General features: G+C 65.0%; 23 protein-coding genes. 9 read left to right on the forward strand and 14 right to left on the reverse strand.

The genetic code is table 11. From position 1 onward, the window contains the following. Both ACK5JE_RS00005 and ACK5JE_RS00010 read left to right on the forward strand, forming a co-directional pair. On the forward strand, positions 1–267 hold a 267-nt coding region (locus ACK5JE_RS00005; protein WP_416799667.1), incomplete at its 5' end, for a CoA-transferase. Between the two features lie 29 nt (positions 268–296). Beyond that, positions 297–2105, forward strand: coding sequence for a M24 family metallopeptidase (locus ACK5JE_RS00010; RefSeq protein WP_416799693.1), 1809 nt, complete (start codon positions 297–299; stop codon positions 2103–2105). A 51-nt stretch (positions 2106–2156) separates the two neighbouring features. On the opposite strand, the gene yghX is transcribed toward ACK5JE_RS00010, so the two are convergent. Continuing rightward, complete coding sequence (gene yghX, locus ACK5JE_RS00015) at positions 2157–3101, reverse strand: YghX family hydrolase (RefSeq protein ID WP_416799668.1); 945 nt, start codon at positions 3099–3101, stop codon at positions 2157–2159. Positions 3102–3275: 174 nt separating this feature from the next. Here yghX and ACK5JE_RS00020 point away from each other — a divergent pair, with 174 nt between their 5' ends. The 5 genes from ACK5JE_RS00020 (at position 3276) to ACK5JE_RS00040 (ending at position 8795) form a co-directional block, all read left to right on the forward strand. After that, positions 3276–4973 carry a CTP synthase gene (locus ACK5JE_RS00020; RefSeq protein ID WP_416799669.1) on the forward strand — a complete coding sequence of 566 codons (1698 nt, stop codon included), beginning with the start codon at positions 3276–3278 and terminating at the stop codon, positions 4971–4973. A 28-nt stretch (positions 4974–5001) separates the two neighbouring features. Then, positions 5002–5856 (forward strand): 3-deoxy-8-phosphooctulonate synthase, encoded by an 855-nt coding sequence (gene kdsA, locus ACK5JE_RS00025; protein ID WP_416799670.1) that lies wholly within the window; start codon positions 5002–5004, stop codon positions 5854–5856. A 131-nt stretch (positions 5857–5987) separates the two neighbouring features. Next, entirely contained in the window at positions 5988–7274 is a 1287-nt protein-coding gene (eno, locus tag ACK5JE_RS00030; RefSeq protein WP_416799671.1) for a phosphopyruvate hydratase, read from the forward strand. A gap of 9 nt (positions 7275–7283) precedes the next feature. After that, complete coding sequence (gene ftsB, locus ACK5JE_RS00035; protein ID WP_416799672.1) at positions 7284–7559, forward strand: cell division protein FtsB; 276 nt, start codon at positions 7284–7286, stop codon at positions 7557–7559. Positions 7560–7847: 288 nt separating this feature from the next. After that, entirely contained in the window at positions 7848–8795 is a 948-nt protein-coding gene (locus ACK5JE_RS00040) for a hypothetical protein (protein WP_416799673.1), read from the forward strand. On the opposite strand, the gene ACK5JE_RS00045 is transcribed toward ACK5JE_RS00040, so the two are convergent. From ACK5JE_RS00045 to ACK5JE_RS00105, 13 genes are all read right to left on the reverse strand, one after another. Further along, positions 8767–9732 carry a hypothetical protein gene (locus tag ACK5JE_RS00045; protein WP_416799674.1) on the reverse strand — a complete coding sequence of 322 codons (966 nt, stop codon included), beginning with the start codon at positions 9730–9732 and terminating at the stop codon, positions 8767–8769. The genes ACK5JE_RS00040 and ACK5JE_RS00045 overlap by 29 nt on opposite strands. Positions 9733–9997: 265 nt before the next feature. Next, positions 9998–10930 carry an Hsp33 family molecular chaperone HslO gene (locus ACK5JE_RS00050; RefSeq protein ID WP_416799675.1) on the reverse strand — a complete coding sequence of 311 codons (933 nt, stop codon included), beginning with the start codon at positions 10928–10930 and terminating at the stop codon, positions 9998–10000. A 37-nt stretch (positions 10931–10967) separates the two neighbouring features. After that, positions 10968–11483 (reverse strand): RDD family protein, encoded by a 516-nt coding sequence (locus ACK5JE_RS00055; RefSeq protein ID WP_416799676.1) that lies wholly within the window; start codon positions 11481–11483, stop codon positions 10968–10970. Positions 11484–11622: 139 nt separating this feature from the next. Next, on the reverse strand, positions 11623–11811 hold the full coding sequence (locus tag ACK5JE_RS00060; protein ID WP_416799677.1) for a hypothetical protein: 189 nt from the start codon (positions 11809–11811) through the stop codon (positions 11623–11625). Between the two features lie 62 nt (positions 11812–11873). Further along, positions 11874–13496 carry a THUMP domain-containing protein gene (locus tag ACK5JE_RS00065; RefSeq protein WP_416799678.1) on the reverse strand — a complete coding sequence of 541 codons (1623 nt, stop codon included), beginning with the start codon at positions 13494–13496 and terminating at the stop codon, positions 11874–11876. 6 nt (positions 13497–13502) lie between these two features. After that, positions 13503–13919: a CopD family protein gene (locus ACK5JE_RS00070; protein WP_416799679.1), complete on the reverse strand. Its 417-nt coding sequence runs from the start codon at positions 13917–13919 to the stop codon at positions 13503–13505. A 27-nt stretch (positions 13920–13946) separates the two neighbouring features. Beyond that, on the reverse strand, positions 13947–15212 hold the full coding sequence (locus tag ACK5JE_RS00075) for a glutamate-5-semialdehyde dehydrogenase (RefSeq protein WP_416799680.1): 1266 nt from the start codon (positions 15210–15212) through the stop codon (positions 13947–13949). A gap of 28 nt (positions 15213–15240) precedes the next feature. Next, positions 15241–16290, reverse strand: coding sequence for a DNA polymerase III subunit delta (gene holA / locus ACK5JE_RS00080; protein ID WP_416799681.1), 1050 nt, complete (start codon positions 16288–16290; stop codon positions 15241–15243). 19 nt (positions 16291–16309) lie between these two features. After that, positions 16310–16924, reverse strand: a complete 615-nt coding sequence (gene lptE / locus ACK5JE_RS00085; protein ID WP_416799682.1) for an LPS assembly lipoprotein LptE — start codon at positions 16922–16924, stop codon at positions 16310–16312. 5 nt (positions 16925–16929) lie between these two features. Then, the gene (leuS, locus tag ACK5JE_RS00090) at positions 16930–19581 is read right to left on the reverse strand and encodes a leucine--tRNA ligase (protein WP_416799683.1); all 2652 of its coding nucleotides are present in this window, start codon (positions 19579–19581) and stop codon (positions 16930–16932) included. 191 nt (positions 19582–19772) lie between these two features. Next, the gene (gene rpmG / locus ACK5JE_RS00095) at positions 19773–19940 is read right to left on the reverse strand and encodes a 50S ribosomal protein L33 (protein ID WP_003810296.1); all 168 of its coding nucleotides are present in this window, start codon (positions 19938–19940) and stop codon (positions 19773–19775) included. Between the two features lie 23 nt (positions 19941–19963). After that, on the reverse strand, positions 19964–20200 hold the full coding sequence (gene rpmB / locus ACK5JE_RS00100; RefSeq protein ID WP_043681023.1) for a 50S ribosomal protein L28: 237 nt from the start codon (positions 20198–20200) through the stop codon (positions 19964–19966). 62 nt (positions 20201–20262) lie between these two features. Then, positions 20263–21468 (reverse strand): Bcr/CflA family multidrug efflux MFS transporter, encoded by a 1206-nt coding sequence (locus ACK5JE_RS00105; RefSeq protein WP_416799684.1) that lies wholly within the window; start codon positions 21466–21468, stop codon positions 20263–20265. A 103-nt stretch (positions 21469–21571) separates the two neighbouring features. Here ACK5JE_RS00105 and ACK5JE_RS00110 point away from each other — a divergent pair, with 103 nt between their 5' ends. Both ACK5JE_RS00110 and ACK5JE_RS00115 read left to right on the forward strand, forming a co-directional pair. Further along, on the forward strand, positions 21572–22831 hold the full coding sequence (locus ACK5JE_RS00110) for a class I SAM-dependent methyltransferase (RefSeq protein ID WP_416799685.1): 1260 nt from the start codon (positions 21572–21574) through the stop codon (positions 22829–22831). Between the two features lie 368 nt (positions 22832–23199). Further along, positions 23200–24255, forward strand: coding sequence for an ABC transporter substrate-binding protein (locus tag ACK5JE_RS00115; RefSeq protein ID WP_416799686.1), 1056 nt, complete (start codon positions 23200–23202; stop codon positions 24253–24255). Positions 24256–24259 lie beyond the last annotated feature (4 nt).

Raw genomic sequence — 24259 nt, forward strand, 5'->3', positions numbered from 1 at the left:
ATGGACCTGGTGGCGGGTGTGGGCAAGGTGGTGGTGCTGATGGAACACGTCGCCCGCGCCAAGGACGGCACGGAGTCCCTGAAGCTGTTGCCCGAGTGCACGCTGCCGCTGACCGGGGTGGGGGTGGTGAATCTGATCATCACCGACCTGGGCGTGATGGAAGTCACCGACGACGGCTTGCGGCTGACCGAGCTGGCACCGGGCGTGACGGTCGACGAAATCCGCGCCAAGACCTCCGCCAGACTGGACGTGTCCGCCGTCGCCTGAAGGAACCCGCCGTGACCCAGCAGCATCCCCTGGCGACGCCCGCCGATCGCATCGTCGCCCTGGGCGGGCGGCTGGCGCAAGGCGGTTTGCAAGCCTGCCTGGTGCCGACGGCCGATCCGCACCTGTCGGAATATCTGCCCGAGCACTGGGCCGCACGCGCCTGGCTGTCAGGTTTCGACGGCTCGGCGGGCAGCCTGCTGGTCACGGCGGATTTTGCCGGCCTGTGGACCGACAGCCGTTACTGGGTTCAGGCCGAGGCCCAGTTGCGGGGATCGGGCATCACCCTGATGCGGGCCGGCGCGCCCGATGTGCCGGATGCGCTGGACTGGGTTCTCGCGCATCTGGCGCCCGGGGCCCGGGTCGCGGTCGACGGACGGGTTCTGGATCTGGCGGCGGCCCAGCGCTGGCGTGCGGGTCTGGATGCCGCTGGCATGAATCTGGTGCTGGATCAGGACCCGGTTGGCGATGTCTGGGCCGATCGGCCGGCTTTGCCCGGTGCGGTGGTTTTCGAGCACTTGCCGCCGTATGCGTGCCGTGCGCGGGCTGACAATCTGGCGGCCGTGCGGGCCGCCATGCATGAACACGGCGCTGCCTGGCATCTGTTGTCTTCGTTGGACGATATTGCCTGGCTCTTGAATCTGCGTGGCGCCGACGTGGATTACAACCCGGTTTTCCTGGCGCACGCGCTGCTCGACGCGGATCGCGTGCGGCTGTATGTCGCCCCTGGCAAGATCGATCACGAATTGGCCGCGCGGCTGGCGGCCGATGGCGTGGAATTGCGCGATTACCCGGCGTTGGCGACCGATCTGGCCGCCTTGCCGGCTGATGCCGCGCTGCTGGTGGATCCGGCGCGGGTGACGGCGGGCACCCTGTCGGCAGCACCCGAAGCGCAGCGGATCGAGGTGTTGAATCCGTCCCAGTTGCTGAAATCTGTCAAGAATGCCGATGAAACCGATCACATCCGCCAGTCCATGGTCCAGGACGGCGCGGCGCTGTGCGAGTTTTTCGCCTGGTTCGAGGCGGCGCTTGCGGCGGGCGAACGGATCACGGAAATCGATGTCGACATCCGGCTGTCGGCGATGCGCGCCCGACGTCCGGGTTTTGTCAGCCTGAGCTTCGCCACCATTGCCGGTTTCAATGCCAATGGCGCCATGCCGCACTACCGCGCCACGGCGTCATCCCACGCGGAAATCCGGGGCGATGGTCTGCTGCTGATCGATTCCGGCGGGCAGTATCTGGGGGGCACCACCGACATTACCCGGGTCGTGCCCGTCGGCACGCCCACGACCGAACAGTGCGCCGACTACACGACGGTGTTGCAGGCCCATATCGCCCTGGCCCGGGCGCGTTTCCCGGAGGACACGCCGTCCTCCGTGCTGGACACGCTGGCGCGCATGCCGCTGTGGCGCCGGGGGCTGGACTACGGTCATGGCACGGGGCATGGCGTGGGCTATTTCCTGAATGTCCATGAAGGCCCTCAGTCGATTTCCGTGCGAGGGCATGCCCGGCCGCACCAGGGGATGAAGGCCGGCATGCTGACTTCCAATGAACCTGGCCTGTACCGTGACGGGCAATGGGGGATCCGCATCGAGAATCTGGTGTTGGCCGTGCCGGCCGAACGGACCGATTTTGGCGTTTTCCTGGAATTCGAGACGGTCACCCTGTGCCCCATCGATACGCGTTGCATCCTGCGCGAGCGCTTGTCCGCCGATGAGATCGCGTGGCTGGACGCCTACCATGTCCGGGTGCGCGAACGTCTGCTGCCGCTGGTGGACGGCGCGGCGCGGGACTGGTTGTTGGCGCGCACCGAGGCGGTTCAGGCAATCTCGGATCGGTGAATACGTTGCCCGAGCTGGCTTCGACCTCAGTACCGTCTACGATGCGCTTATTCATGATTCTGTTCCTCTGAGATCAGGGCAGCGACCTTCAGGCGCTGCGATGAGTAACTGCGCCAGGTAACGTCTGAACCACGCGATGCTGCGGCGCCAGGCCAGTTCGGCCGCATCCTTGTCGTAGCGCGGGGTCGAATCATTGTGAAAGCCGTGATTCACGCCTGGATAGAGGTGCGCCTCGTAGGTCTTGCCATGGACTTTCAGGGCGGCTTCGTAGGCTGGCCAGCCGGCATTCACACGGGCATCCAGTCCGGCATAGTGCAGCAGCAGGGGCGCCTGGATCCGGGGGACATCCTCGGGGCGTGGCTGCATGCCGTAGAACGGCACGGCGGCCGCCAGCTCAGGGTAGGCGACGGCGGCCGCGTTGGCCACCCCGCCGCCGTAACAAAAGCCGATGATGCCGACCTTGCCCGTCGAGCCGGCCAGGGTCGGCAGGAATTCGAGAGCGGCGAAGAAATCGTTCATCAGCTTTGCCGGATCGACCTGCCGTTGCAGTTCGCGTCCCTCGTCGTCGTTGCCCGGATAGCCGCCCCTGGAACTCAGGCCGTCGGGCGCCAGCGCCATGAAACCGGCTTTGGCCAGACGCCGCGCGACGTCCTCGATGTAGGGGTTCAGACCCCGGTTCTCATGAACGACCACGACGCCGGGGACATGGGCTGTCGCCCTGGCGGGCCGCACCAGGTAGGCGCGGACCGGGCCGTTGCCCCGGGGAGAGGGGTAGGTGAGGTATTCGGCGAAAATGTCCGGATCGTTGAAAGAGACCTGTTCGGCCAGTGCGTAATCGGGGGAAAGGGCGGCCAGCAGGCCGGCGGCGCTCAGGCCGGCGACGGCGAAGCGGGATGCCCGGTTGAGAAATTCGCGCCGGTCGATGATCCCGTGCGCGTAAAAGTCATAGAGTTCGAGCAGTTCCGGTGCGAAGTCCTTGGCGGTCAATCGGGTCATGGTGTCCTCCCGGGATTCCATGATGGGGATCGAACCATGGTAGGCGAGTCAGACGGCGTGGTAAAGCGCGCCGGAGCGGTTCCTGTGCGGCAAAAAGGCCTCCCGATCGCCAGGATTGCATGGTTATAATCTCAATTTCCCGCTGCGCCCGTTCACACCGGGCACCTATCCGAAATGACCAAATACGTATTCGTCACGGGGGGAGTGGTCTCTTCCCTGGGCAAGGGCATTGCCGCGGCCTCCCTGGCCGCGATTCTGGAATCCCGCGGGCTGCGGGTCACGATGCTGAAGCTGGATCCCTACATCAATGTGGATCCCGGCACCATGAGCCCCTTTCAGCATGGTGAGGTCTTCGTCACCGAGGATGGGGCAGAAACCGATCTGGATCTGGGACACTACGAACGCTTCGTGTCGGCCCGGATGCGCAAGGTCAACAATTTCACGACCGGCCAGATCTACGAATCGGTGCTGCGCAAGGAGCGCCGGGGCGACTACCTGGGCAAGACCGTCCAGGTCATTCCGCATATCACCAACGAGATCCAGGATTTCATCGCGCGGGGCGCCAAGGCGGCCTTCGACGGGCAGGCCGATGTGGCCATCGTCGAGATCGGCGGCACGGTCGGCGACATCGAATCGCTGCCCTTCCTGGAGGCCGCGCGTCAGATGAGCCTGCGCCTGGGACGCAATCAGTGCGCCTTCGTGCATCTGACGCTGGTGCCTTTCATTGCCTCGGCCGGTGAGCTCAAGACCAAGCCGACGCAGCACTCGGTGCAAAAACTGCGCGAAATCGGCATCTACCCCAATGCGCTGCTGTGCCGCGCCGATCGCCCGGTGCCCGATGACGAGCGCGCCAAGATCTCGATGTTCTCCAATGTCCCTCTGGATGCCGTGATCTCGGTCTGGGACGCGGACTCCATCTACAAGATTCCCGCCATGCTGCATCGGCAGGGGCTCGACAGCCTCGTCTGCGATGCGTTGGCCCTGACGCCGCCGCCGGCGGATCTGACGGTCTGGGACCGCCTGGTGCATGATCTCGAAAACCCCAGCGAATCCGTCACCATCGGCATGGTGGGCAAATACGTCGACCTGACCGAATCCTACAAGTCATTGTCCGAGGCTCTGGTTCATGCGGGCATCCATACGCATGCCCGGGTGCATATCGAATACCTGGACTCCGAGGAAATCGAGAGCCGGGGCACAGCCTGCCTGGCCGGCCTGGATGCCATTCTGGTGCCGGGAGGGTTCGGCAAGCGCGGCACCGAAGGCAAGATCAAGGCTATCTGCTATGCGCGCGAACATGGCATTCCCTATCTGGGCATCTGCCTGGGCATGCAACTGGCCGTGGTGGAATTCGCCCGCCATGTCGCGGGCCTGGGCGGGGCCAACAGCACGGAATTCGATCCTTCGGCGGCGCATCCCGTGGTGGCGCTGATCACGGAATGGCAGGATCGCGAAGGCAAGGTCGAAAAGCGCGATGCCTCGTCCGACCTGGGCGGGACGATGCGCAAGGGCGCACAGCGCTGCCCCGTCAAGCAGGGGACCCGCGCCTACGAGATCTATGGCGCGCAGGTCAACGAGCGTCATCGCCACCGCTATGAGGTCAACAATGTCTACGTCCATCGCCTGGAGGAGGCCGGTCTGGTGATCAGTGCCCGCACGCCGACGGAAAACCTGCCTGAAATTATGGAGATTCCCTCGCATCCGTGGTTCATGGGGGTGCAGTTCCACCCGGAATTCACCTCGACGCCGCGCGATGGGCACCCGCTGTTCACCGGCTATATCCAGGCCGCGCTGGCTTATCAGCAGCGCCAGTCGCAACAGTCCCGGACGGATGCGCCCCGGGCCGAAAGCACCCAGGCGGAAAAGGCCTGAGTCCGTCCGCACCGTTCAAGGAGCCCCCATGCAGTTGTGTCATTTCCAGGCTGGCATTGAGCATCCTCTGTTCCTGATTGCAGGCCCCTGCGTCATCGAGTCGCGTGAGCTGGCTTTCGAAACCGCCGGCATCCTGCAGGAAATGACCCGGGCGCTGGAGATTCCCTTCATCTACAAAAGCTCTTTCGACAAGGCCAACCGCAGTTCCGGCAAGTCATTCCGGGGACCGGGCATCGAAGAAGGCCTGAAAATCCTCGATGATGTGCGCCGGCAGCTGGGCGTACCGGTGTTGACCGATGTGCATGAAACCGGTCAGGTCCGCGAGGTCGCGGCGGTGGTCGATGTTCTGCAGACGCCGGCTTTCCTGTGCCGCCAGACGGATTTCATCCAGGCATGTGCCGCGACCCTCAAGCCCGTCAACATCAAGAAGGGCCAGTTCCTGGCGCCCGAGGACATGGTCCAGGTCGTGACCAAGGCGCGCGCGGCAGCGCTGGAGGCGGGCGGCGATGGCAGCAACATTCTGGTCTGTGAGCGGGGCGCTTCCTTTGGTTACCACAATCTGGTGTCCGACATGCGCTCCCTGGCGATCATGCGCGGCACGGACTGCCCGGTGGTGTTCGACGCCACGCATTCCGTCCAGTTGCCGGGCGGCCAGGGGACGCATTCGGGCGGTCAGCGCGAATTCGTCCCGGTGCTGGCGCGGGCAGCCGTTGCGGCGGGCGTGGCAGGTGTGTTCATGGAAACCCACCCGGATCCCGAGCAGGCGCTGTCCGATGGCCCGAATGCGGTGCCGCTGGACAGGATGCGCGGTCTTCTGGAATGTCTGGCCGAGCTGGATCGCTGCGTCAAGCAGTCGGGCATGTTGCGCGATGGCGGCTTGTGAGCCGCTGAATAGTGACTATAAACAGCGCCGTGTGCGGCGGCACGGCGTCCCAGGGTAGACTGGCACCTCGGCCCCCCCGTTAAAATGCCAGGATTCTCTCTTTTACCTACTACAGGCAGGACTGTCAGATCATGAGTGCAATCGTAGACATCATCGGACGCGAAATCCTCGATTCGCGCGGCAACCCCACAGTGGAATGCGACGTGCTGCTCGAATCAGGCGCCATGGGCCGGGCGGCGGTGCCGTCGGGCGCCTCCACCGGCGCGCGCGAGGCGATCGAGTTGCGCGATGGCGACAAGGCCCGTTATCTGGGCAAAGGGGTGTTGCGCGCCGTCGAGCACATCAACACCGAAATCTCCGAAGCCCTGATGGGCCTGGATGCCCAGGAACAGACTTTCATCGACCGCACCCTGATCGACCTGGACGGCACCGACGACAAGAGCCGCCTGGGCGCCAACGCGATTCTGGCCGCCAGCATGGCGGTGGCCCGCGCCGCCGCCGATGATGCCGGCCTGTCGCTGTACCGCTATTTCGGTGGCAGCGGTCCGATGCAGATGCCGGTGCCGATGATGAACGTCATCAATGGCGGCGCGCACGCCAACAATACCCTGGACCTGCAGGAATTCATGATCCTGCCCGTGGGGGCCGCCAGCTTCCGCGAGGCGCTGCGCATGGGGGCCGAGGTTTTCCACGCGCTGAAAAAGATCATCGGTGCCTCCGGCATGTCCACGGCGGTCGGCGACGAGGGCGGCTTCGCGCCCAACGTGGCCAACCATGAGGCCGCCATCGAACTGATCCTGAAGGCCATCGGCGAGGCCGGTTACGAGGCCGGGTCCCAGGTGGTGCTGGGCCTGGACTGCGCCAGCTCCGAGTTCTACCGCGATGGTCGATATCATCTGGCCGGCGAGGGTGGTATTGCCTTGAGCTCTCAGGATTTCGCCAATCTGCTGGCCTCCTGGTGCGACAAGTATCCCATCGTCTCCATCGAGGACGGCATGGCCGAGGACGATTGGGAAGGCTGGAAGCTCCTGACCGAGCAGCTGGGCCGCAAAGTGCAGCTGGTGGGCGATGACTTGTTCGTCACCAACACCAAGATCCTGCAAAAAGGCATCCAGCAGGGGATTGCCAATTCGATCCTCATCAAGATCAACCAGATCGGCACCCTGACGGAGACCTTCGCCGCCATCGAGATGGCCAAGCGCGCGGGTTATACGGCTGTGATTTCGCACCGCTCCGGCGAAACGGAAGACTCCACCATCGCCGATATCGCCGTGGCCACCAATGCCATGCAGATCAAGACCGGCTCCCTGTCGCGTTCGGACCGGATGGCAAAATACAACCAGTTGCTGCGTATCGAGGAAGAACTGGCCGAGGTTGCCTCCTATCCCGGTGTATCGGCTTTCTATAACCTGCGTTAGGATTTTTCCATGCGCCTGCTGAGCCTGGTCCTGCTGGCACTGACCCTGGCAACACAGTATCCGCTGTGGTGGGGCAAGGGCGGCTGGCTCAGCCTGCGCGATCTGCAGGCGCAGGTCCAGACCGAGACCGAGGAAAACGAAGCCCTGACCGCGCGCAACAATGCGCTGCAGGCTGAAGTCCAGGATCTCAAGACCGGCAGTTCCGCGATCGAGGAGCGTGCCCGGGGTGAGTTGAACATGATCCGGGAAGGCGAGTACTTCGTCCAGATCCTGCCCAAGCCATAGTGTCGTCCAGATGTAGCTCGACATCGGTGTCCGCGTTCGCACCGGACGGAGTCGTCACGGATTGGTGCATTTGCTGCAATCAGGGTTTTTCCGTTCTGAAATAAATTGATTCCTACGTTTCAATAAGTTGCGCGGGCTCGTCCTGGGCAATGGCCGTCATGCGGCTTGAAAAAGACAAAAGAATCAATAACAAGGGGAATCAGAATGCAGCATATCCTGAGAGGTTTGGCAGCGACTGTTCTGGCGCTGTTCCTGGCTGGCTGTGCGGTCACTTCACAAGAAGGGGTCATGAAGGCCGAGAGTCGGTCAGGTGGTTTTCTGGGGCTGGCGAAATCGGCCGATGTCGAGGTGCAGACGCCCAAGGCATTTGCCGGCGCGGGCCGGCTCGTGGTGGGGGGATTCAAGATCGGCTTCAATGACAGCAAGCGCCTGCAGAAAAAGGGCCAGAGCGTGTCCTTTGGACCCAATTTCGGAGGGCGCTCAACCGGTCTGGTCAAACTTGAGGGCATCACGCCGGACGTGCGCCAGCGGATCACGGATCAGGCCTACGAGGATTTCGTCAAGGCGCTTGCCGCCCGGGGCTACGAGGTCGTCTCCCGGGAGGTCTTTACGGGTCATGCCGCCTATGCCGGTGTCAAGGAATACGCTTTCCCTTACGAGGATGATCAATCCGGCCTGTTGTCCTCCTATGGCGTGGCCACATACTACTCGCCGAGCGCCATCGGACCCAAACAGGCGATATTCAGGACCGATGTGCCGAAATTCACGGGAGGTTTCGGGTATTCCAATCCCCTGGGCGCGGTCGGCAAATTCGGCGAGACCACTGGCATTCCCGTGGTCTATGTCTCATATCTGGTTGATTTTGCGGGTGCGGGAGGCACAGAGAGCCTCATGGGCAGTACGCTCCAGGTCGGCCAGCTCATGTCCGTGGATCGGGGGGTGTTGGGCATCGGCAGTGGCCAGGGCGGGACATTCAGCGACAAGATCGGTTCGCTGACCCTGGGTCAGCCGATCGGCTCTGAAATCGCCTTTGCCATGATCGAAGACACAAGCACCGGCGTCGCCGTGGGCGTGGAGACGGCGTTGAACCTGTTGTCCACCATGACGGGGCGCGGGACGAATCAGACCCGTGAGTTTGTGGTGCATGCGGATCCCGACAAGTACGCGCTGGCGGCCCGGGATGTGCTGGTCAAGGCGGGGGACCGTCTCATGGACAAGATGGTGACGTTGCGTTGACCGGATCGTTCCCTGGGGCGGTTTCACCAGGGGCCGCTGTCTGAGGTTCAGATGTGGTGCCCGGGTCGGAAGCGGGATCCTGCGGCGGTGCGCCGGGCTCCGACGGCGGCAGATCGGGGTTCGAGGACGACAGGTCGGGATCTTGCTGTGGTGTGTCGGGATCCTGCCCGGGGGCGGGTGCCGTCGGCAACTCGTTCTCGCCGGCTGGTGTCTTTTCGGGGATATCCGCCGTGTCGGGAGGTGCGCTATCGGGCCCGGGGCTGGCGCCGGGCGCGGTGCCGTGATGGATGCGGCCATCCGCGAGATCCGGCCAGGCAGCCGGATGCGATTGCATGGTGACACTGACCCGGCGTCGAAAAGGCAGGTAGCCTGCCGTCATGAGGCGGGCTTGGGCGGGATCGCCCGCCAGGGGCGCCAGGGCGCGTATGAGGGCCGCCACGCCCGGCATCAGAGGGCGGTGAGGCCACCACAGGTCCAGGACCAGCGTGTTGGCTTCATAGATGGTCAGGCCCGACCGGGGGCCGCGTCCGGCGGGCCAGCCTTGCGCCAGCCTCAGGGCATGCTGCCGGGCCTGGTAGTCATTGCGGATCAGCGGCTGACCAGGGTGATCGCGCGGCCCCCGGAGATCGGGGTCGGCATGATCCTGAAAAGCCTGGCGAGACGGTAGGACGATGCGGATCCGCCAGGGGGTGCCCAGGGCGCGGCGCTGTGCGTGCAGCGCGCGGTTCGCTGCTTGGGCATCCGGGTAGAGCATGCGCAGTCCGTGCTCGAAGGCGCGGGCAATCACTTGCGGGCGGGCCTGCTGCGTGACACCCGCCCGTGCGGCTTGCATCAGGGCCAGGCTGAGCGTCTGACGCAGGCCGGCCCAGTGCGCGGCCTCTACGCCTCCCAGGCCCAGGGTCAGGATGGGGATGCAGGCGAGCAGGAATCCGGCCATTCCTGCGCCGTGTTGGGCGCTGCGGGAGGCATGGAGGATGGCGCTGCGGGAGGCGCAGGGAAAAGCATGCCGGGAGATGCGGCGAGACAAGCAGCGGCGCGGCTCCGGCCGGAGGCGGACGACCTGGATGAGGCGGAAACCGGAAGGGGAGGGACGAAGAGGCGACATGCCTTGCAGTATGGCGACCTCCCGCCCGCCGGGGTAGTGTGGCAATTGCGCTGTGACTCCGGCGTCACGGAATCACAGGCAAGGCTGTGCGGCGTTTTCAGTGCAGCATGTCGGAACCGGGCGCGTGCAGGGAGTCGGTGCTGTCGGTGAACAGGGCCGCGCAATCGACCGCGTCGAAATCATAGGGCTGGCCGCAGAAATTGCAGTCGATGTGCACGTGACCCTGCTCGGCCAGGATGTCCTCGACTTCTTCGCGTCCCAGTGTGCGCAGCATGTTGGCGACCCGCTCGCGGCTGCAGGGGCAGTGCCAGCGCACGGTCTGCTCGGGAAAGACCAGCAGGTCGTCCTCCCAGAACAGCCTGCGGATCAGGGTGTCGGCGTCGGTGGTGCGCAGTTCCTCGTGTTTCAGCGTCTCGGCCAGCGTGGTGCAGTGCGTCCAGGACGACTCGGTGTCTTCGGCGCGGGTCGGCGTGCCCGAAGGTGATGATTCACCGGGCATGCGTTGCAACAGCAGTCCGGCGCAGGCCTGAGCATCGGCCGCCAGCCAGAGCTGGGTATCCAGTTGCTCCGAGTGCTTCATGTAGTGTTCCAGGATGGCGGCGACTGTGTCTCCTTCGAGGGGCACGATGCCCTGGTAGGGCGTGGCGCCTGCCTGGCGGGTCGATGGGTCGAGCATCACCATGAATCGTCCCTGCCCGTCAGGATTGAGCAGGTCCTGCAGGGTGGCGTCCGGAGGCGGGCAGGCGCCTTCGCGCAGATGTGCGGTGGCGCGCAGATCCAGTGTCGAGGTGCATTCGACCATGACCAGGCGCACGGGGCCGTTGCCCTGCAATTGCAAAATGACCGAGCCGTCGAACTTGATGTTGCCTGCCAGCAACGCACTGGCTGCGACCAGTTCGCCGAGCAGGCCGACGAGGACCGGCGGCAGGTCCTGATGCGCCAGTCCGGTTTGCCAGGCCTGGGTCAGCCGCAAGGCCTGGATCCGGGTGCTCCGGTCGGCGGTCAGGTATTTTTTCAGTGTATCGTTCATGCGGGAAGTATCCGGAGGTGCGCGGTCGGGCGTCGGTTCAGGGGACAGTGGCGCGCAGGTCGTGCAACTCAGTGCCCAGCAGCCGGTCATGCAGGAACTGGCCCTGCGGATCGATCCAGGTCCAGAGAAAGATCGAGAATGGGGCGCATACGATCAGCAGGTCGATCGACGACCAGCCGGTCGCATGCGACAGTCCGGCAATCGCCAGGGCCGTGAGCAGCGGCAGCGGCCAGAGCAGCAGGTAACGTAGCAGCATGCGCGATCCACGCAATGCGTGGCCGCCCCGGTCCGTGAGGCGGATGTTCCAGGTCTTCATGGGCAGGGTCTGACCGCCCCGCCGCCAGCAGGCCAGGAAATAGACCCCGATAGCCAGGAACAGGAAAACCTGGCGGCCATGACGGAACATCAGGCCGCTGCGGCTCTGGGTCAAGGTGTCGAACAGGTAGCCCGCCAGGAACACCACGCCAAAGAGCAGCACGCCTTCGTACATCATGCAGGCAAAGCGGCGCAGGCGTGGCGGCGCGGTGGGGACAGCCGGTACTGGAACAGACATGGCGTGGCAGTGGGTCTTGAAAACTCTCCATTATCGCTGAAAACGGAGCGTCTCAATGCCGGGCGGGAGGCCATGGCCTCAAGGCCAAAAACAAGGGCTGCCCAATGGGGCAGCCCGAGGATCCGGCCGACGGCGGAGATCAGTGGGCGGTGCTGACCGCGGGGTTCACGCGGCCTTCGGGGGCCTTGAAGAAACCGGCGACCTTCTGGAACAGGCGCTTGATGGCGCGGTCCAGGGCATAGTCCTGCTGGGCTTCGATCGCCTCTTGCAGCAGCTGGCGCTCCAGTGAGTCGGTCAGGCGGATATCAAGATTTTGCATCGTGTTCATAGCAAGCCTCTTTGCGTTAGAAAGAGCGTTTCGCTCGGGTTAACCCTATTATAGGGAAAACCCTAGTCCAAATGCAAGTCTTTTGGGTTCCGGTAGCTGGCCGACACCAGGTCGAACTGGAATAACCGGCAATCCAGGGCGCCGTTGTGCAGGGGGTGGCGCCGCCGGGCCTTCAGCCGCATCCTGCCCGGCAGGTCGAGGTCGCTGGTGATGACGTTGAGCTGCCAGCCGCCGTAGTGACGTTTCAGCCAGCTGGCCCACTCCGGCCACAGTGTGATGTCTTCGTCCGCGAGTCGTTCGCCATAGGGTGGATTGGTGACGATCCAGCCGGCCTCGGCCGGCGACGGCATCCGACGTGCGTCGCAGGCCTCGAAACGGATGGTGTCCGGACTCAGATGGGCGCGCTCGGCATTGGCGCGCGCCGCTTCGATGGCGCCCGGCTGAATGTCGCAGCCCACCAGGGGCTGCTCCAGGCGCGGGGCGACCCGTGCGCGGGCGTCTTCCTTCAGATCACGCCACAAGCGGGCATCGTGCGTGCGCAGGCGCTCGAAGCTGAAGGGACGCCAGATGCCCGGGGGCACCCCCAGGGCGATCCAGGCGGCCTCGATCAGCAGGGTGCCGCTGCCGCAAAAAGGATCCAGCAGGGGCGTGTCAGGCGGCCAGCCGGACAGGGCCAGCAGGCCGGCGGCCAGGTTCTCGCGCAGGGGCGCCTCTCCTTTGTCCAGCCGCCAGCCGCGCTTGAACAGGGATTCTCCCGAGACGTCGAGATACAGCGTGGCGTGTTGCGCATCGAGAAACAGGTGGACTCGGGCATCCGGGCGGACCGTATCGATGTCGGGACGCGCGCCTTCGCGCTCGCGCAGGCGGTCGCAGATCCCGTCCTTGGCTCGCAGATTGCAGTATTGCAGGCTGCGCATGGGGCTGCGGATGGCCGAGGTGTCGACACGCAGGGATTGCTCCGGCCCGAACCAGCGTTCCCACTCGGTATCGCGCGCCAGGGTGAGGATGTCGTCCTCGGTCTGGATTTCGGCCTGGGCGGCCTGGACCAGGATCCGGGTCGCCAGCCGGGAAAACAGGTTGGCGCGCAGTACGCCGGTCCAGTCGGCCTGGAAGTGGCAGCCGGCCCGGCCCGCGCGGACGGCCTCGTAGCCCAGGGCTTGCAGTTCCAGCGCCAGCGCCTCTTCCAGGCCATGCGGGCAGGGGGCAAAGATCTGGAATGTCTCGGCGTGGCGGGGCTGGCGGGGCTGGCGGGGGGTACGGGGCAGGCGCTGGATGCGGGGCTTGTCCGTCTCTTGCGGGCGGTCCGGGCCGGAGGGCTCCCTGCGCGGACGTTCCCGGTCGGGAGCCTGTGCGCGTGGCCGCGCGGTCTGCGGCGCCTCGGATGCCGGGCGCCGGGGCGGTCGATCGGCCGGCCGGTCCGAGCGCGATGGCGCGGTCCGGGTCCGGGGACGGCCGGCGTCGTCGTCCGGGCGGGGTTTGCCTGTCCGGGCGCCAGGGCGCTGGCTCTCGGCCTCCGCGTGCGGCTGGCGGGGTTCGTCCGCGCGTGGCTGCCGTGCCAGTGCCTGCAAGGCGGCCTGGCGCGCGCGGGCCCCTGATCGTTGGCGGGGCTTGTCGCCGGATTCGGGGTGGGTTCCGGCAGCCTTTTTCTTCAGGCCGAGCGGTTTGCGTGTCGTGGAGTCGCTCATGGATGATCAGAAAGGTTTGACGACCACCAGGATCAGGATCAGCAACAGCAGCAGAACCGGGATCTCGTTGAACCAGCGGAAGTAGCGATGGGAATGCCGGCTGGTGCCGGCGGTCAGGGCGCGCAGGTGATGGCGACAGGCCAGGTGAAAGGCCAGCAGACAGACGACGACCAGCAACTTGGCGTGCATCCAGCCTTGTCCCTGCCCAATGCCGTAGCCCAGCCACAGCCACAGGCCCAGCACCAGGGCCAGCGCGCCGAGCGGGGTCATGAACCGGTACAGCCGCTGGGCCATGCCCAGCAGCGTGGCGCGCGCGACCGGGTCGTCGGCCTGAGCCAGGTTGACATAGATGCGCGGCAGATAGAACAACCCGGCAAACCAGGAGGTGACGAACAGAATGTGAAAAACCTTGACCCACGGCATGAGGATGATCCTTTCGGCGTGCGGGGATCAGCCCCGCAACTGACCTTCGCCCGTCAGTACCCATTTCTGGATGGTCAGGCCTTCCAGCCCGACCGGGCCACGGGCATGCAGGCGGTTGGTGGAAATGCCGATTTCCGCGCCCAGGCCGTATTCGTAGCCGTCGGCGAAACAGGTGGGCAGGTTGACGTAGACCGAACTGGAGTCGACCTCGCGCTGGAATCGCTGGGCGGCAGCCAGGTCCTCGGTGATGATGGACTCGGTATGCTCGGAGCTGTAGCGGGCGATGTGATCCATGGCTTCGTCCAGGGAGTCCACCACGCGCACGGCCAGGATGGGGGCATGGAATTCCGTGGCCCAGTCCTCCTCCGTGGCGGGGATGGCTCCGGGCAGCAGCGAAGCTGCGCGCGGGCAGGCGCGCAGCTCGACACCCGATTCGGCGAACCGGGCGCCCGCGCGCGGCAACCAGTCGGCCGCCACATCCGCGTGAACCAGCAGTGTCTCCATGGCGCCGCAGATCCCGGTCCGGTAGGTCTTGGCGTTAATGGCGATGTCCAGGGCGCGATCCAGGTCGGCCGCCCTGTCCACATAGACATGACAGTTGCCTTCCAGGTGCTTGATCAGGGGTACGCGCGATTCGTCGGCCAGGCGGGCGATCAGGCTCTTGCCGCCGCGCGGGATGATGACGTCGATCCATTCCGGGTGGGTGATCATCTCGCCCACGACGGCGCGGTCGGTGGTGCCCACGACCTGCACCGCGTGCGCGGGCAGGCCCGCGGTCTCGAGACCCGCCCGGATGATCGTCCCCAGGGCGCGGTTGGAATGAAAGGCCTCGCTGCCGCCGCGCAGGATGGTGGCATTGCCTGATTTCAGGCACAGGGCGGCCGCGTCGATGGTCACATTCGGCCGGGATTCGTAGATGATGCCGATCACGCCCAGCGGCACGCGCATGCGGGCCACGCGCATGCCGTTGGGCCGGGTGGTGGTTTCGCTGAGGCTGCCGATGGGGTCGGGCATGGCGGCGATCTGGCGCAGGCCTTCGATCATCAGGTCCAGCGCCCGGTCGGACAGCTGCAGACGGTTCAGCATCGGCGCATCCAGACCGCGATCGGCGGCGGTGCGCAGGTCGCGTTCGTTCTCGGCCTGCAGCCAGGCCCGGCGGGCATGCAGGCTATCGGCCATGGCCAGCAGCGCGCCGGCCTTGACGGCGCCGGAGGCCGATCGCAGCAGGCGCGCGGCCTGGCGGGCCTGGCGGCCCAGTGTCTGCATGGAAAATCGGGAGGCGGTGTCGTTCATGTCGTACCTGTAAAAAACCGTGCCGTGTTCAGCGCCGGGGCGAACCGGCGGTGGCGATGCGCATCACCAGCCGCGCCAGTTCGTCCCAGGGGTCCTGGAGCAGGCCATCGACCGGGAGGCCCTTGATGATGCGGTCGATCTCGTGCGCGTGGCGCAGCGCCAGCGGCCAGGCGGCGGCGGGCACACGCGCCAGTGCCTGACGCGCCAGCTTTTCACGTGCCCCGAACATGCGCTGGGACCGCAGCGCCGCGTCCAGGCCGCTGTGGGCATGGGGCGCCAGGCGCATCAGGATGCGGATTTCCTCACCGACGGCCCAGAGGACCAGCAGCAGGGCCTCGCCCTCGGCCTGCAGTCCGCGCAGCACCGTCAGCGCCCGGGCAGCCTGACCCAGCAACATGGCGTCGCGCAGATCATAGAGATTGTAGCGGGCGACGTTCAGGACGGCAGCCTGGACTTGTTCCAGGCTGAGGGCGCCGGCAGGGTGCAGCAGCGCGAGTTTTTGCAGTTCCTGGTGGGCGGCCAGCAGATTGCCCTCGACTTTGTCGGTCAGCCAGGCCAGGGTTTCGGTGTCTGCGGTGTGCCCCTGGCGCTGCAGGCGCGCGGCGATCCAGTCCGGCAGCATCGGGCGTGAAATGGACGCAATATCGGTCCAGACGGTACGGGCTTTGAGGGTCTGGGCCCATTTGCTCTGCTGGGTGGTGCGGTCCAGTTGCGGCAGGCGGATCAGGATGCGTAAATCCGGCAGGTCGCCGTCGCCGGCCATCGAGGCCAGTTTTTGCAGGGTATCGGCGCCGGTCTTGCCGGGCTTGCCGGTGGGCAGGCTGATTTCCAGCAGGCGCAGGTCGCCAAACAGCGAGGTGTTCTGCGAAGCGGCCAGCGCCGTGCTCCAGTCGCTGCGGGCGTCCATCACCAGGTGAGTGCGTTCGGCGCAGCCCAGGCGGGTCGCGGCGGCGCGGTAGGCATCGGCCGCCTCGGTCAGCAGCAGAATCTCATCGCCACTCAGGACTGTGCAGGGAGGGAGTTCCTGTGTGCCGGCGTAGTATTCGGTCAGGCGGTCCGCGGCCGACGTGCGTCCCATGGTCTAGCGCCCGTCCATGCTAGGGCCGGATCGAGGTCGGACCGGCCGGAGGGACGGCGTTGAGCACGGCGTCGTCCGATTCTGGCGCGATGGGCCGTTCGGAGGCTTGAGCGTAGGCCTCTTGGACCTCGGGAGAGCTCATACGGCGCAGGATCTGGTCGATCAGGCTGTTGCGCATGTCCTTGAAGGTGCGTTCGAATTCGCCTTCCTTGGCCTGGATGATGCGGTCGTTGTAGGGCAGTTCGCGCACGCTGTGCAGGGTGGTCGGGGGCAGCAGGATATGGTTGTCGCGGCCCAGCAACTCGAAGCGCAGGGTCAGGTTCAGCTCATATTCCTCGACCCGGCCATCGGCATCCAGGGACAGTTGGCGCAGGTCCTGGGAGTCGGCCATCTGGTGCAGGTAGACATCCGCGTCCTGGCGACGGGTGGTGAACCGGGTGCCGGGCGAGTTTGCGAGGATGGTGCGACGCAGACGGGCCCCGAATTCGGAGTCCAGGTTGATGTTGGTGTAGATCGTCTGGAAGGGCAGCGGGGCGGCCCCCTTCAGATGAAAGCCGCAGGCGCTCAGAACCAGCAGAAGCAAACCGGCCAGCACGAGGCGCGGACTGCGCGACAGGAAGGAGAAGGAGGCCATGGGCATCATCCGACAACGTTGACCAGCCGGCCCGGCACGACCACGACCCGTTTGGGTTCGCGGCCTTCGAGGAAACGACCAACGGCTTCGTGCATGCGGGCCATGGCTTCGATGGCGGGTCTGTCGGCCGCTTGCGGGACGCTCAACTGGCCGCGGACCTTGCCGTTGACCTGCAGCACCAGTTCGATCATGTCGGTCACCAGCGCGGACTCGTCGACCTCGGGCCAGGGCGCATCGAGCAGGTCGCCCAGCGCATCGGCCAGGCCCAGCTCGCGCCACAGTTGCCAGGTGACGTGCGGCACCACGGGATACAGGACGCGCAGCAGGATGGAGGCGGACTCGGCCAGTGACGGGCCGGTCACTCCCGCCTGAGCGGCTGTTTCCAGCGTGTTGAGCATTTTCATGGCCGTGGAGACGACGGTGTTGTACTGAATGCGCTGGTAGTCGTAATCGGCCTGGCGCAGCAGGCCGTGGATCTGGCGGCGCAGCCCGGCGGCGGCCTCGTCCAGCGCGTCGCCGGCAACCGGGGCAGCGGCGTGTCGCAGGATGTCGTCGTGACGACTGTGGCAGAAGCTCCACAGGCGACGCAGGAACCGGTGCGCGCCCTCGACGCCGGAGTCCGACCATTCCAGGGTCTGCTCCGGGGGGCTGGCGAACATGACGAACAGGCGGGCGGTGTCGGCGCCCAGGCCATCGATCAGGGATTGCGGATCGACGCCGTTGTTCTTGGACTTGGACATGGTGCCGATGCCGCCATAGTCCACGGTTGAGCCGTCGGATTTCAGGCGTGCGCCGATGATGCCGCCCTTTTCGTCCGTGACGTTTTCGATCTGATCGGGCCAGAAATACTCGATGCCGCCCCGGGCATTCTTGCGCGAGTAGATATGGTTGAGCACCATGCCCTGGCACAGCAGCCGGGTGAAGGGCTCGGAGAAATCCAGCAGGCCCAGGGTGCGCATCACCCGGGTCCAGAACCGTGCGTACAGCAGGTGCAGCACGGCGTGCTCGATGCCGCCGATGTACTGATCCATCGGCATCCAGTAGTCGTTGCGGGCATCGACCATGGCCTGGTCGTTGCCCGGCGAGGTGTAGCGCATGAAATACCAGGACGAGTCGATGAAGGTGTCCATGGTGTCGGTTTCGCGCCGGGCCGGCTTGTCGCATGACGGGCACTGGCAGGCCAGGAAGCTTTCGTGCTTGGCCAGCGGGTTGCCGGTGCCATCGGGCACGAGATCCTCGGGCAGCACCACGGGCAGGTCCTTTTCGGGGACCGGCACCGGGCCGCAGTCATCACAATGGATGATGGGGATTGGCGTCCCCCAGTAACGCTGGCGGGAAATGCCCCAGTCGCGCAGGCGCCAGGTGGTGCGCAGTTCTCCCAGCCCCAGGGCCTGGAGGTCGGCGGCCACGGCCTGGATGGCCTCGGCGGTGGTCAGGTTGTCGTATTTTCCGGACTGGATGGTGCGGCCGATCTGTTTGTCGCCGTACCAGTCCTGCCAGGATTCGGTGGAATAGGTCTTGCCTTCGGTGGCGATGACCTGGCGGATGGGCAGGTCGTATTTGAGCGCGAAGGCGAAATCGCGTTCGTCGTGCGCGGGCACGCCCATGACGGCGCCATCGCCGTAGCTCATGAGCACATAGTTACCCACCCAGACGGGCACGGCCTCGCCGGTCAGCGGGTGGCGGACGGACAAGCCCGTGGGCAGGCCTTCTTTTTCGCGCGTGGCCAGCTCGGCCTCGGTGGTGCCGCCCTGCCGGGCGGCCTCGATGAAGGTCGCCAGCGCGGGATTGTCACGCGCCGCATGGACGGCCAGCGGGTGTTCGGGCGCGATGGCGCAGAAGGTGACGCCCATGATGGTGTCGGCGCGGGTCGTGAAAACATGCATCAGACCGTCCTGGATCAGGACGCCGTCGGCATCGCGGATGTCGTGCCGGAAGGCAAAGCGCACGCCTTCGCTGCGGCCGATCCAGTTTTCCTGCATCAGGCGCACGCGCTCGGGCCAGCCGGGCAGGCCGTCTTCCAGGGTATCGAGCAATTCCTGCGCGTAGTCGGTGATGCGCAGGTAGTAGCCGGGGATCTCGCGTTTTTCCACGAGCGCGCCCGAACGCCAGCCGCGGCCGTCGATGACCTGCTCGTTGGCCAGCACGGTCTGGTCGACGGGATCCCAGTTGACGGTCTGGGTCTTGCGGTAGGCAATGCCCTTTTCGAGCATCTTGAGGAACAGCCACTGGTTCCATTTGTAGTAGGCGGGGTCGCAGGCGCACATCTCGCGTGACCAGTCGATCGCCAGCCCCATCGCCTGCATCTGCTTTTTCATGTAGGCGATGTTGTCGTAGGTCCATTTGGCCGGCGGGACGCCGGATTTCATGGCGGCGTTTTCGGCCGGCATGCCAAAGGCATCCCAGCCCATGGGCATGAGGACGTTGTATCCGCGCATGCGCAACTGGCGGGTCATCATGTCGTTGATGGTGTAGTTGCGCACATGGCCCATGTGGAGCTTGCCGCTGGGGTAGGGCAGCATCGAGCAGGCGTAGAACTTGGGTTTGGGCGAGCCGTCCGGCCGGGTGGCGTGTTCGGTGACGCGGTAGACGTCGCCCGCGCGCCAATGGGCCTGGGCTTCGGTTTCGACCTGGTTCGGAAGATAGCGTTCCTGCATGGATCTGTCTGGGAAATGGGAGTGGAAAGGGCCAGCCCGACATTATAGAGGGTCATGGGCTTCGCGCCGCCCCGGATTGCGGGCTGCCGCCCGGGGGGTGGCCCCGGGCGGCGTCGGGGCAAAAAAATCCCCGCTCGGCGGCGGGGATCTTGTGGAAACCGGTGAGACGGTCCGGGAGAGGTGACCCCGGATTATTTCAGCTTGGTTTCCTTGTAGTCGACATGCTTGCGCGCGACCGGATCAAATTTCTTGATCAGCATCTTTTCCGGCATGTTGCGCTTGTTTTTGGTCGTGGTGTAGAAATGACCCGTGCCGGCGGTCGACTCGAGCTTGATTTTCTCGCGGATGCCTTTAGCCATGATGTGCTCCTATGCGCGGCCGATCAGGCCAGTTCGCCACGGGCACGCAGGTCGGCCAGGACGGCGTCGATGCCGTTCTTGTCGATGGTGCGCAGGGCTTTGGTGGATACGCGCAGGCGCACCCAGCGGTTTTCGGACTCGACCCAGAACCGGCGCGATTGCAGGTTGGGCAGGAAACGACGCTTGGTTTTATTGTTTGCGTGCGAGACGTTGTTGCCCACCATCGGGCCTTTGCCGGTTACTTGGCATACGCGTGCCATGGTCTCACCTCTATGTGTCTATCTGGAAAGCCTTGCATTCTATACTGAAATGATCATATGAATCAAGCAGGCTGCAAGGTCTGTTGCATGGCGATGCGGCCAGAAAGCCACGACAGGATCGCGCAAAGCGCCAGCACGGCGGTCAACGGCAGGGGTGTGCCGGTATGCCAGGTGCTGACGGCAAAGCCGGCCAAGGCGCCGCAGAACATCTGCAAGGCGCCCATCAGTGCCGAGGCCGTGCCCAGCCGCGGTCCCTGCTCGGCCAGCGCCAGGGCAGCGGCATTGGGGCCGACGAAGCCCTGGCTGGCCATGAAACCCATCAGGCACAGCATCAGCAAGGGCAGGGTGATCCAGTCCAGCAGGGTCAGCGCCAGCGCGCAGAGCGTCATCAGCACCAGCGTGTTCTGGGCGTGGGCCAGCAGGCGGATCGGCAGATGACGATTCAACAGGCGTGCGCTGATCTGCGAGGCCACGATCAGCGCGGCGGCGTTCAGGCCGAACAGCAGGCCGAACCAGCGCGGGTCGATGCCATAGATCGAGATGAAAACCTGGGGCGAGCCTGAAATATAGGCGAACAGGCCGCCCGAACCGAAGCCGCCTGCCAGGGTATAGCCCATGAAGCGCCGATGGGTCAGCAGCAGGCGGAAATTGGCGGCAATGACGCCCACGGCCAGTGGCGCGTGACGCGCGGGATCCAGGGATTCACGCATGCGCAGCGCCACGGCCAGCCACAGGCCGGCGCCGACCAGACTCATCAGATAGAACACTGTGCGCCAGGAACCCAGCGTGACGGCCTGCCCGCCCAGCAGCGGCGCCAGAATCGGCATCACGCCCATCACCAGAATCAGCAGAGACAGTGCCTGAGCAGCCTCGCGCGTGTCCAGATGATCACGGATCACGGCGCGCGGAATCACCATCCCCGCAGCGCCGCCGAAGGCCTGAATCACGCGCCACAGGGTCAGGTGATCAATGTCGCGGCTCAGCGCGCAGGCGATCGAGGCTGCCGTGAACAGGGCCAGGCCGAGCAGCAGCGGCGGCTTGCGGCCATAGCGGTCGGCCAGCGGGCCGTAGACCAGCTGGGCCAGGGCCAGGCCCAGCAGGTAGCTGGCCAGGGTGCGCTCCACCAGTCCTGGAGAGACGCCCAGGTCGTGCGCCATGGCGCCGAAGGCGGGCAGGTACATGTCGATGGCCAGGGGGCCGAGCGCAGCCAGCGCGCCCATCAGGATCAGCCAGGGCGGCATCGGCAGTGAGGAAGAACGGGGGGCCATGAGAGCGGAAAAAGGACGCTGGAAATGCCAGGAACGGATGCTTGAGGCAGCGAGAATTAGCGCTACTATAGCAAGGTCCTTTATATGACTGAGGGAGGTTCTGTTGACTGCAATTGCTTCCATCATCGAGAACAAACTTGGCGCGTTGCCCATGCCGGTTTCCATGGATCTGCCGGATGGACAGAAAGTCGGCGCGGCCGACGCGGCGATCCGCCTGCGTGTGCGCGATTCGAGTGTTCTCACGCATTTCGCGGCAGGCGAGGTCGGCGTTCTGGGCGAGGACTATGTCGAGGGCAAGTTCGAATTCGACGGCGCCATGCGCGACCTGATGCGCCTGGCGGCGGGGATTCTGCCGGGGTCGCCTGTCGATCTTGCCCGCTCGGGCTGGTTGACCAGCCTGATCAAGCGGCTGATGTCGGTCTGGCACCATTCGATCGAGCGCGATGCGCGCCAGATCGAATTTCACTATGACCTGTCGGACGATTTCTATGCCCTGTGGCTGGACCCGCGCCGGGTGTATTCCTGCGCCTATTACCGCGAGCCGGATTTCACCGTCGCGCAGGCCCAGGAGGCCAAGCTCGACCATATCTGCCGCAAGCTGGCGCTGAAACCGGGCGAGCGGTTTCTCGATGTGGGCGGCGGCTGGGGTGGGCTGATGCTGTGGGCGGCGGAGCACTACGACGTCGATGTCACGGGCATTACGCTGTCGAACAATCAGCACGCCTACGTCAACCGACTGATCCAGGAAAAGGGCCTGTCCGGGCGGGTGCGCATGGAGCGGCTCGACTACCGCAAGCTCGATGAGTCCCGACCCTATGACAAGATCGCCTCGGTCGGCATGTTCGAGCATGTGGGGCGGACGCAGCTGACCGGCTATTTCGCCAAGCTTCGCCGGCTGGTGCGTCCCGGCGGCCTGATTCTGAATCACGGCATCACGGCCGGTGGGCTGGACAACAGCGAATTGGGCGCCGGCATGGGGGAATTCATCGAGAAATTCATCTTTCCCGGTGGCGAGCTGTCCCACATTCATTATGTGCAGCAGACGCTGGCCGAGGCGGGGCTGGAGGACCTGGATGTCGAGAACCTGCGGCCGCACTATGCCCGCACGCTCTGGGCCTGGAGCGATGCGCTCGAATCCCGTCTGGACGAGGCTCGCGCCATCCTGAACACACCTCAGGGCGAGCGCTCGCTGCGCGCCTATCGCATGTATCTGGCGGGCTGTGCCATGGGGTTCGAGCACGGCTGGATTGCGCTGCATCAGATCATTGCCCAGCCCAGGCCGGCAGGCAGCGCCGATGAGCTGGATTATCCCGACGGACAGGCGTATCCCTGGCGGCGCGATTACATCTACCAGGCGCGTTGAACCGGCTGCGATGACCGGCCTGTCTGGGCCGGGACTCCGGGGTTCCGGTGATCCCGGCGTCCTGCGCCGGCCCGGCCCGGCGGCCCCCGGTTTTCGAGGCCCGTCAGAGAGTGCGTGTCGCTAACCGGTTTTATTTTCGGTTATTTTGAGTGTAAAATAGACGTTTCCCCTCTATTAGTTGTTGCTTTTTCTTCCAATCTGACGGCGCCGCGATCGGTTTTTCGGCCCTGTCTGTCCTGGGCGCTCACGCGCTTGTAGTGCTGGTATGTATTGGCGGCCCACGGTCGTCTTCCGCACACCCTCCCCTAAGCCAGGGCGTCGGCCACGCATGGCGTTTCCGGCGTCTCCGTAACCCAAAGGAGGCATCTATGTCCAACTCTATTTCATCCTCACCCGCAGCGGCTCGCGCATCCCGTCTGTCTCGTGCCGTTCTGGGCCTCGCCCTGTCGTCGGCCCTGGCGGGCCTGTCGCTGGTCCCGTCGGTATCCCAGGCGGCTGAGGCGCCGCAGTGCGAACTCGATCGCCCCATGCGCTTCGGCGGCATGAACTGGGAATCCAACCTGGTGCTGGTCGAAGTCGAGCGTTTCATCGTCAAGAACGGCTACGGCTGCGATTCCGAGGTCCTGCCCACGGAAACCCTGCCGGCGCTGGCCGCGCTCGAGCGTGGTGATCTGGACATCAACAGCGAGATCTGGTTGAACAGCATTCTGGACCCCTGGACCAAGGCTGAGGCCTCGGGCAAGGTCAAGCGCATCGGCGACATCTACATGGGCGGCGAGGCCTGGTTCATCCCCAAATACACGGCCGAGCGTCTGCCCGAGCTGAAAAAAGCCGCCGACCTGCCCAAATTCAAGGATGCCTTCAAGGATCCCGAGGAACCCTCCAAGGGCCGTTTCTACGGTTGCCCGGCGGGCTGGGGTTGCGAGGTCGTCAGCACCAATCTGTTCAAGGCCCTGGGCCTGGGCGATACCTTCACGCTGTTCTCGCCCGGCACCGGCGCGACCCAGAAGGCCGCGCTGACGGCCGCCTACCAGCGCAAGGAAAATGTCGTTTTCTACTACTGGTATCCGACGCCGCTGGTGGGCTCCATGGATCTGGTCAAGCTCGAGCTGCCGGCCTATGACGCCGCCAAGCAGAAATGCCTGACCGACCCGAATTGCGAGAATCCCCAGGCTTCTGACTATCCGGAAAACCCGGTGTTCACGGCGGTCACCACCAGATTCACCCAGGATGCGCCGAAACTGACCGCCTTCCTGTCGAAGGTCAAGGTGCCCCTGGACGTCATGAATCAGGCCATGGCCTACATGGAAAAGAACGAGGCCGAGCCCCAGCCGACCGCCATGTGGTTCCTGAAGAACCATCAGGACGTCTGGACCCAGTGGCTGCCAGCCGATGTGACGGAGCGTGTCAAGGCTGCCCTGTAAGGAG

It is taken from the genome of Castellaniella sp., assembly GCF_047971665.1.
Taxonomy (GTDB): domain Bacteria; phylum Pseudomonadota; class Gammaproteobacteria; order Burkholderiales; family Burkholderiaceae_B; genus Castellaniella.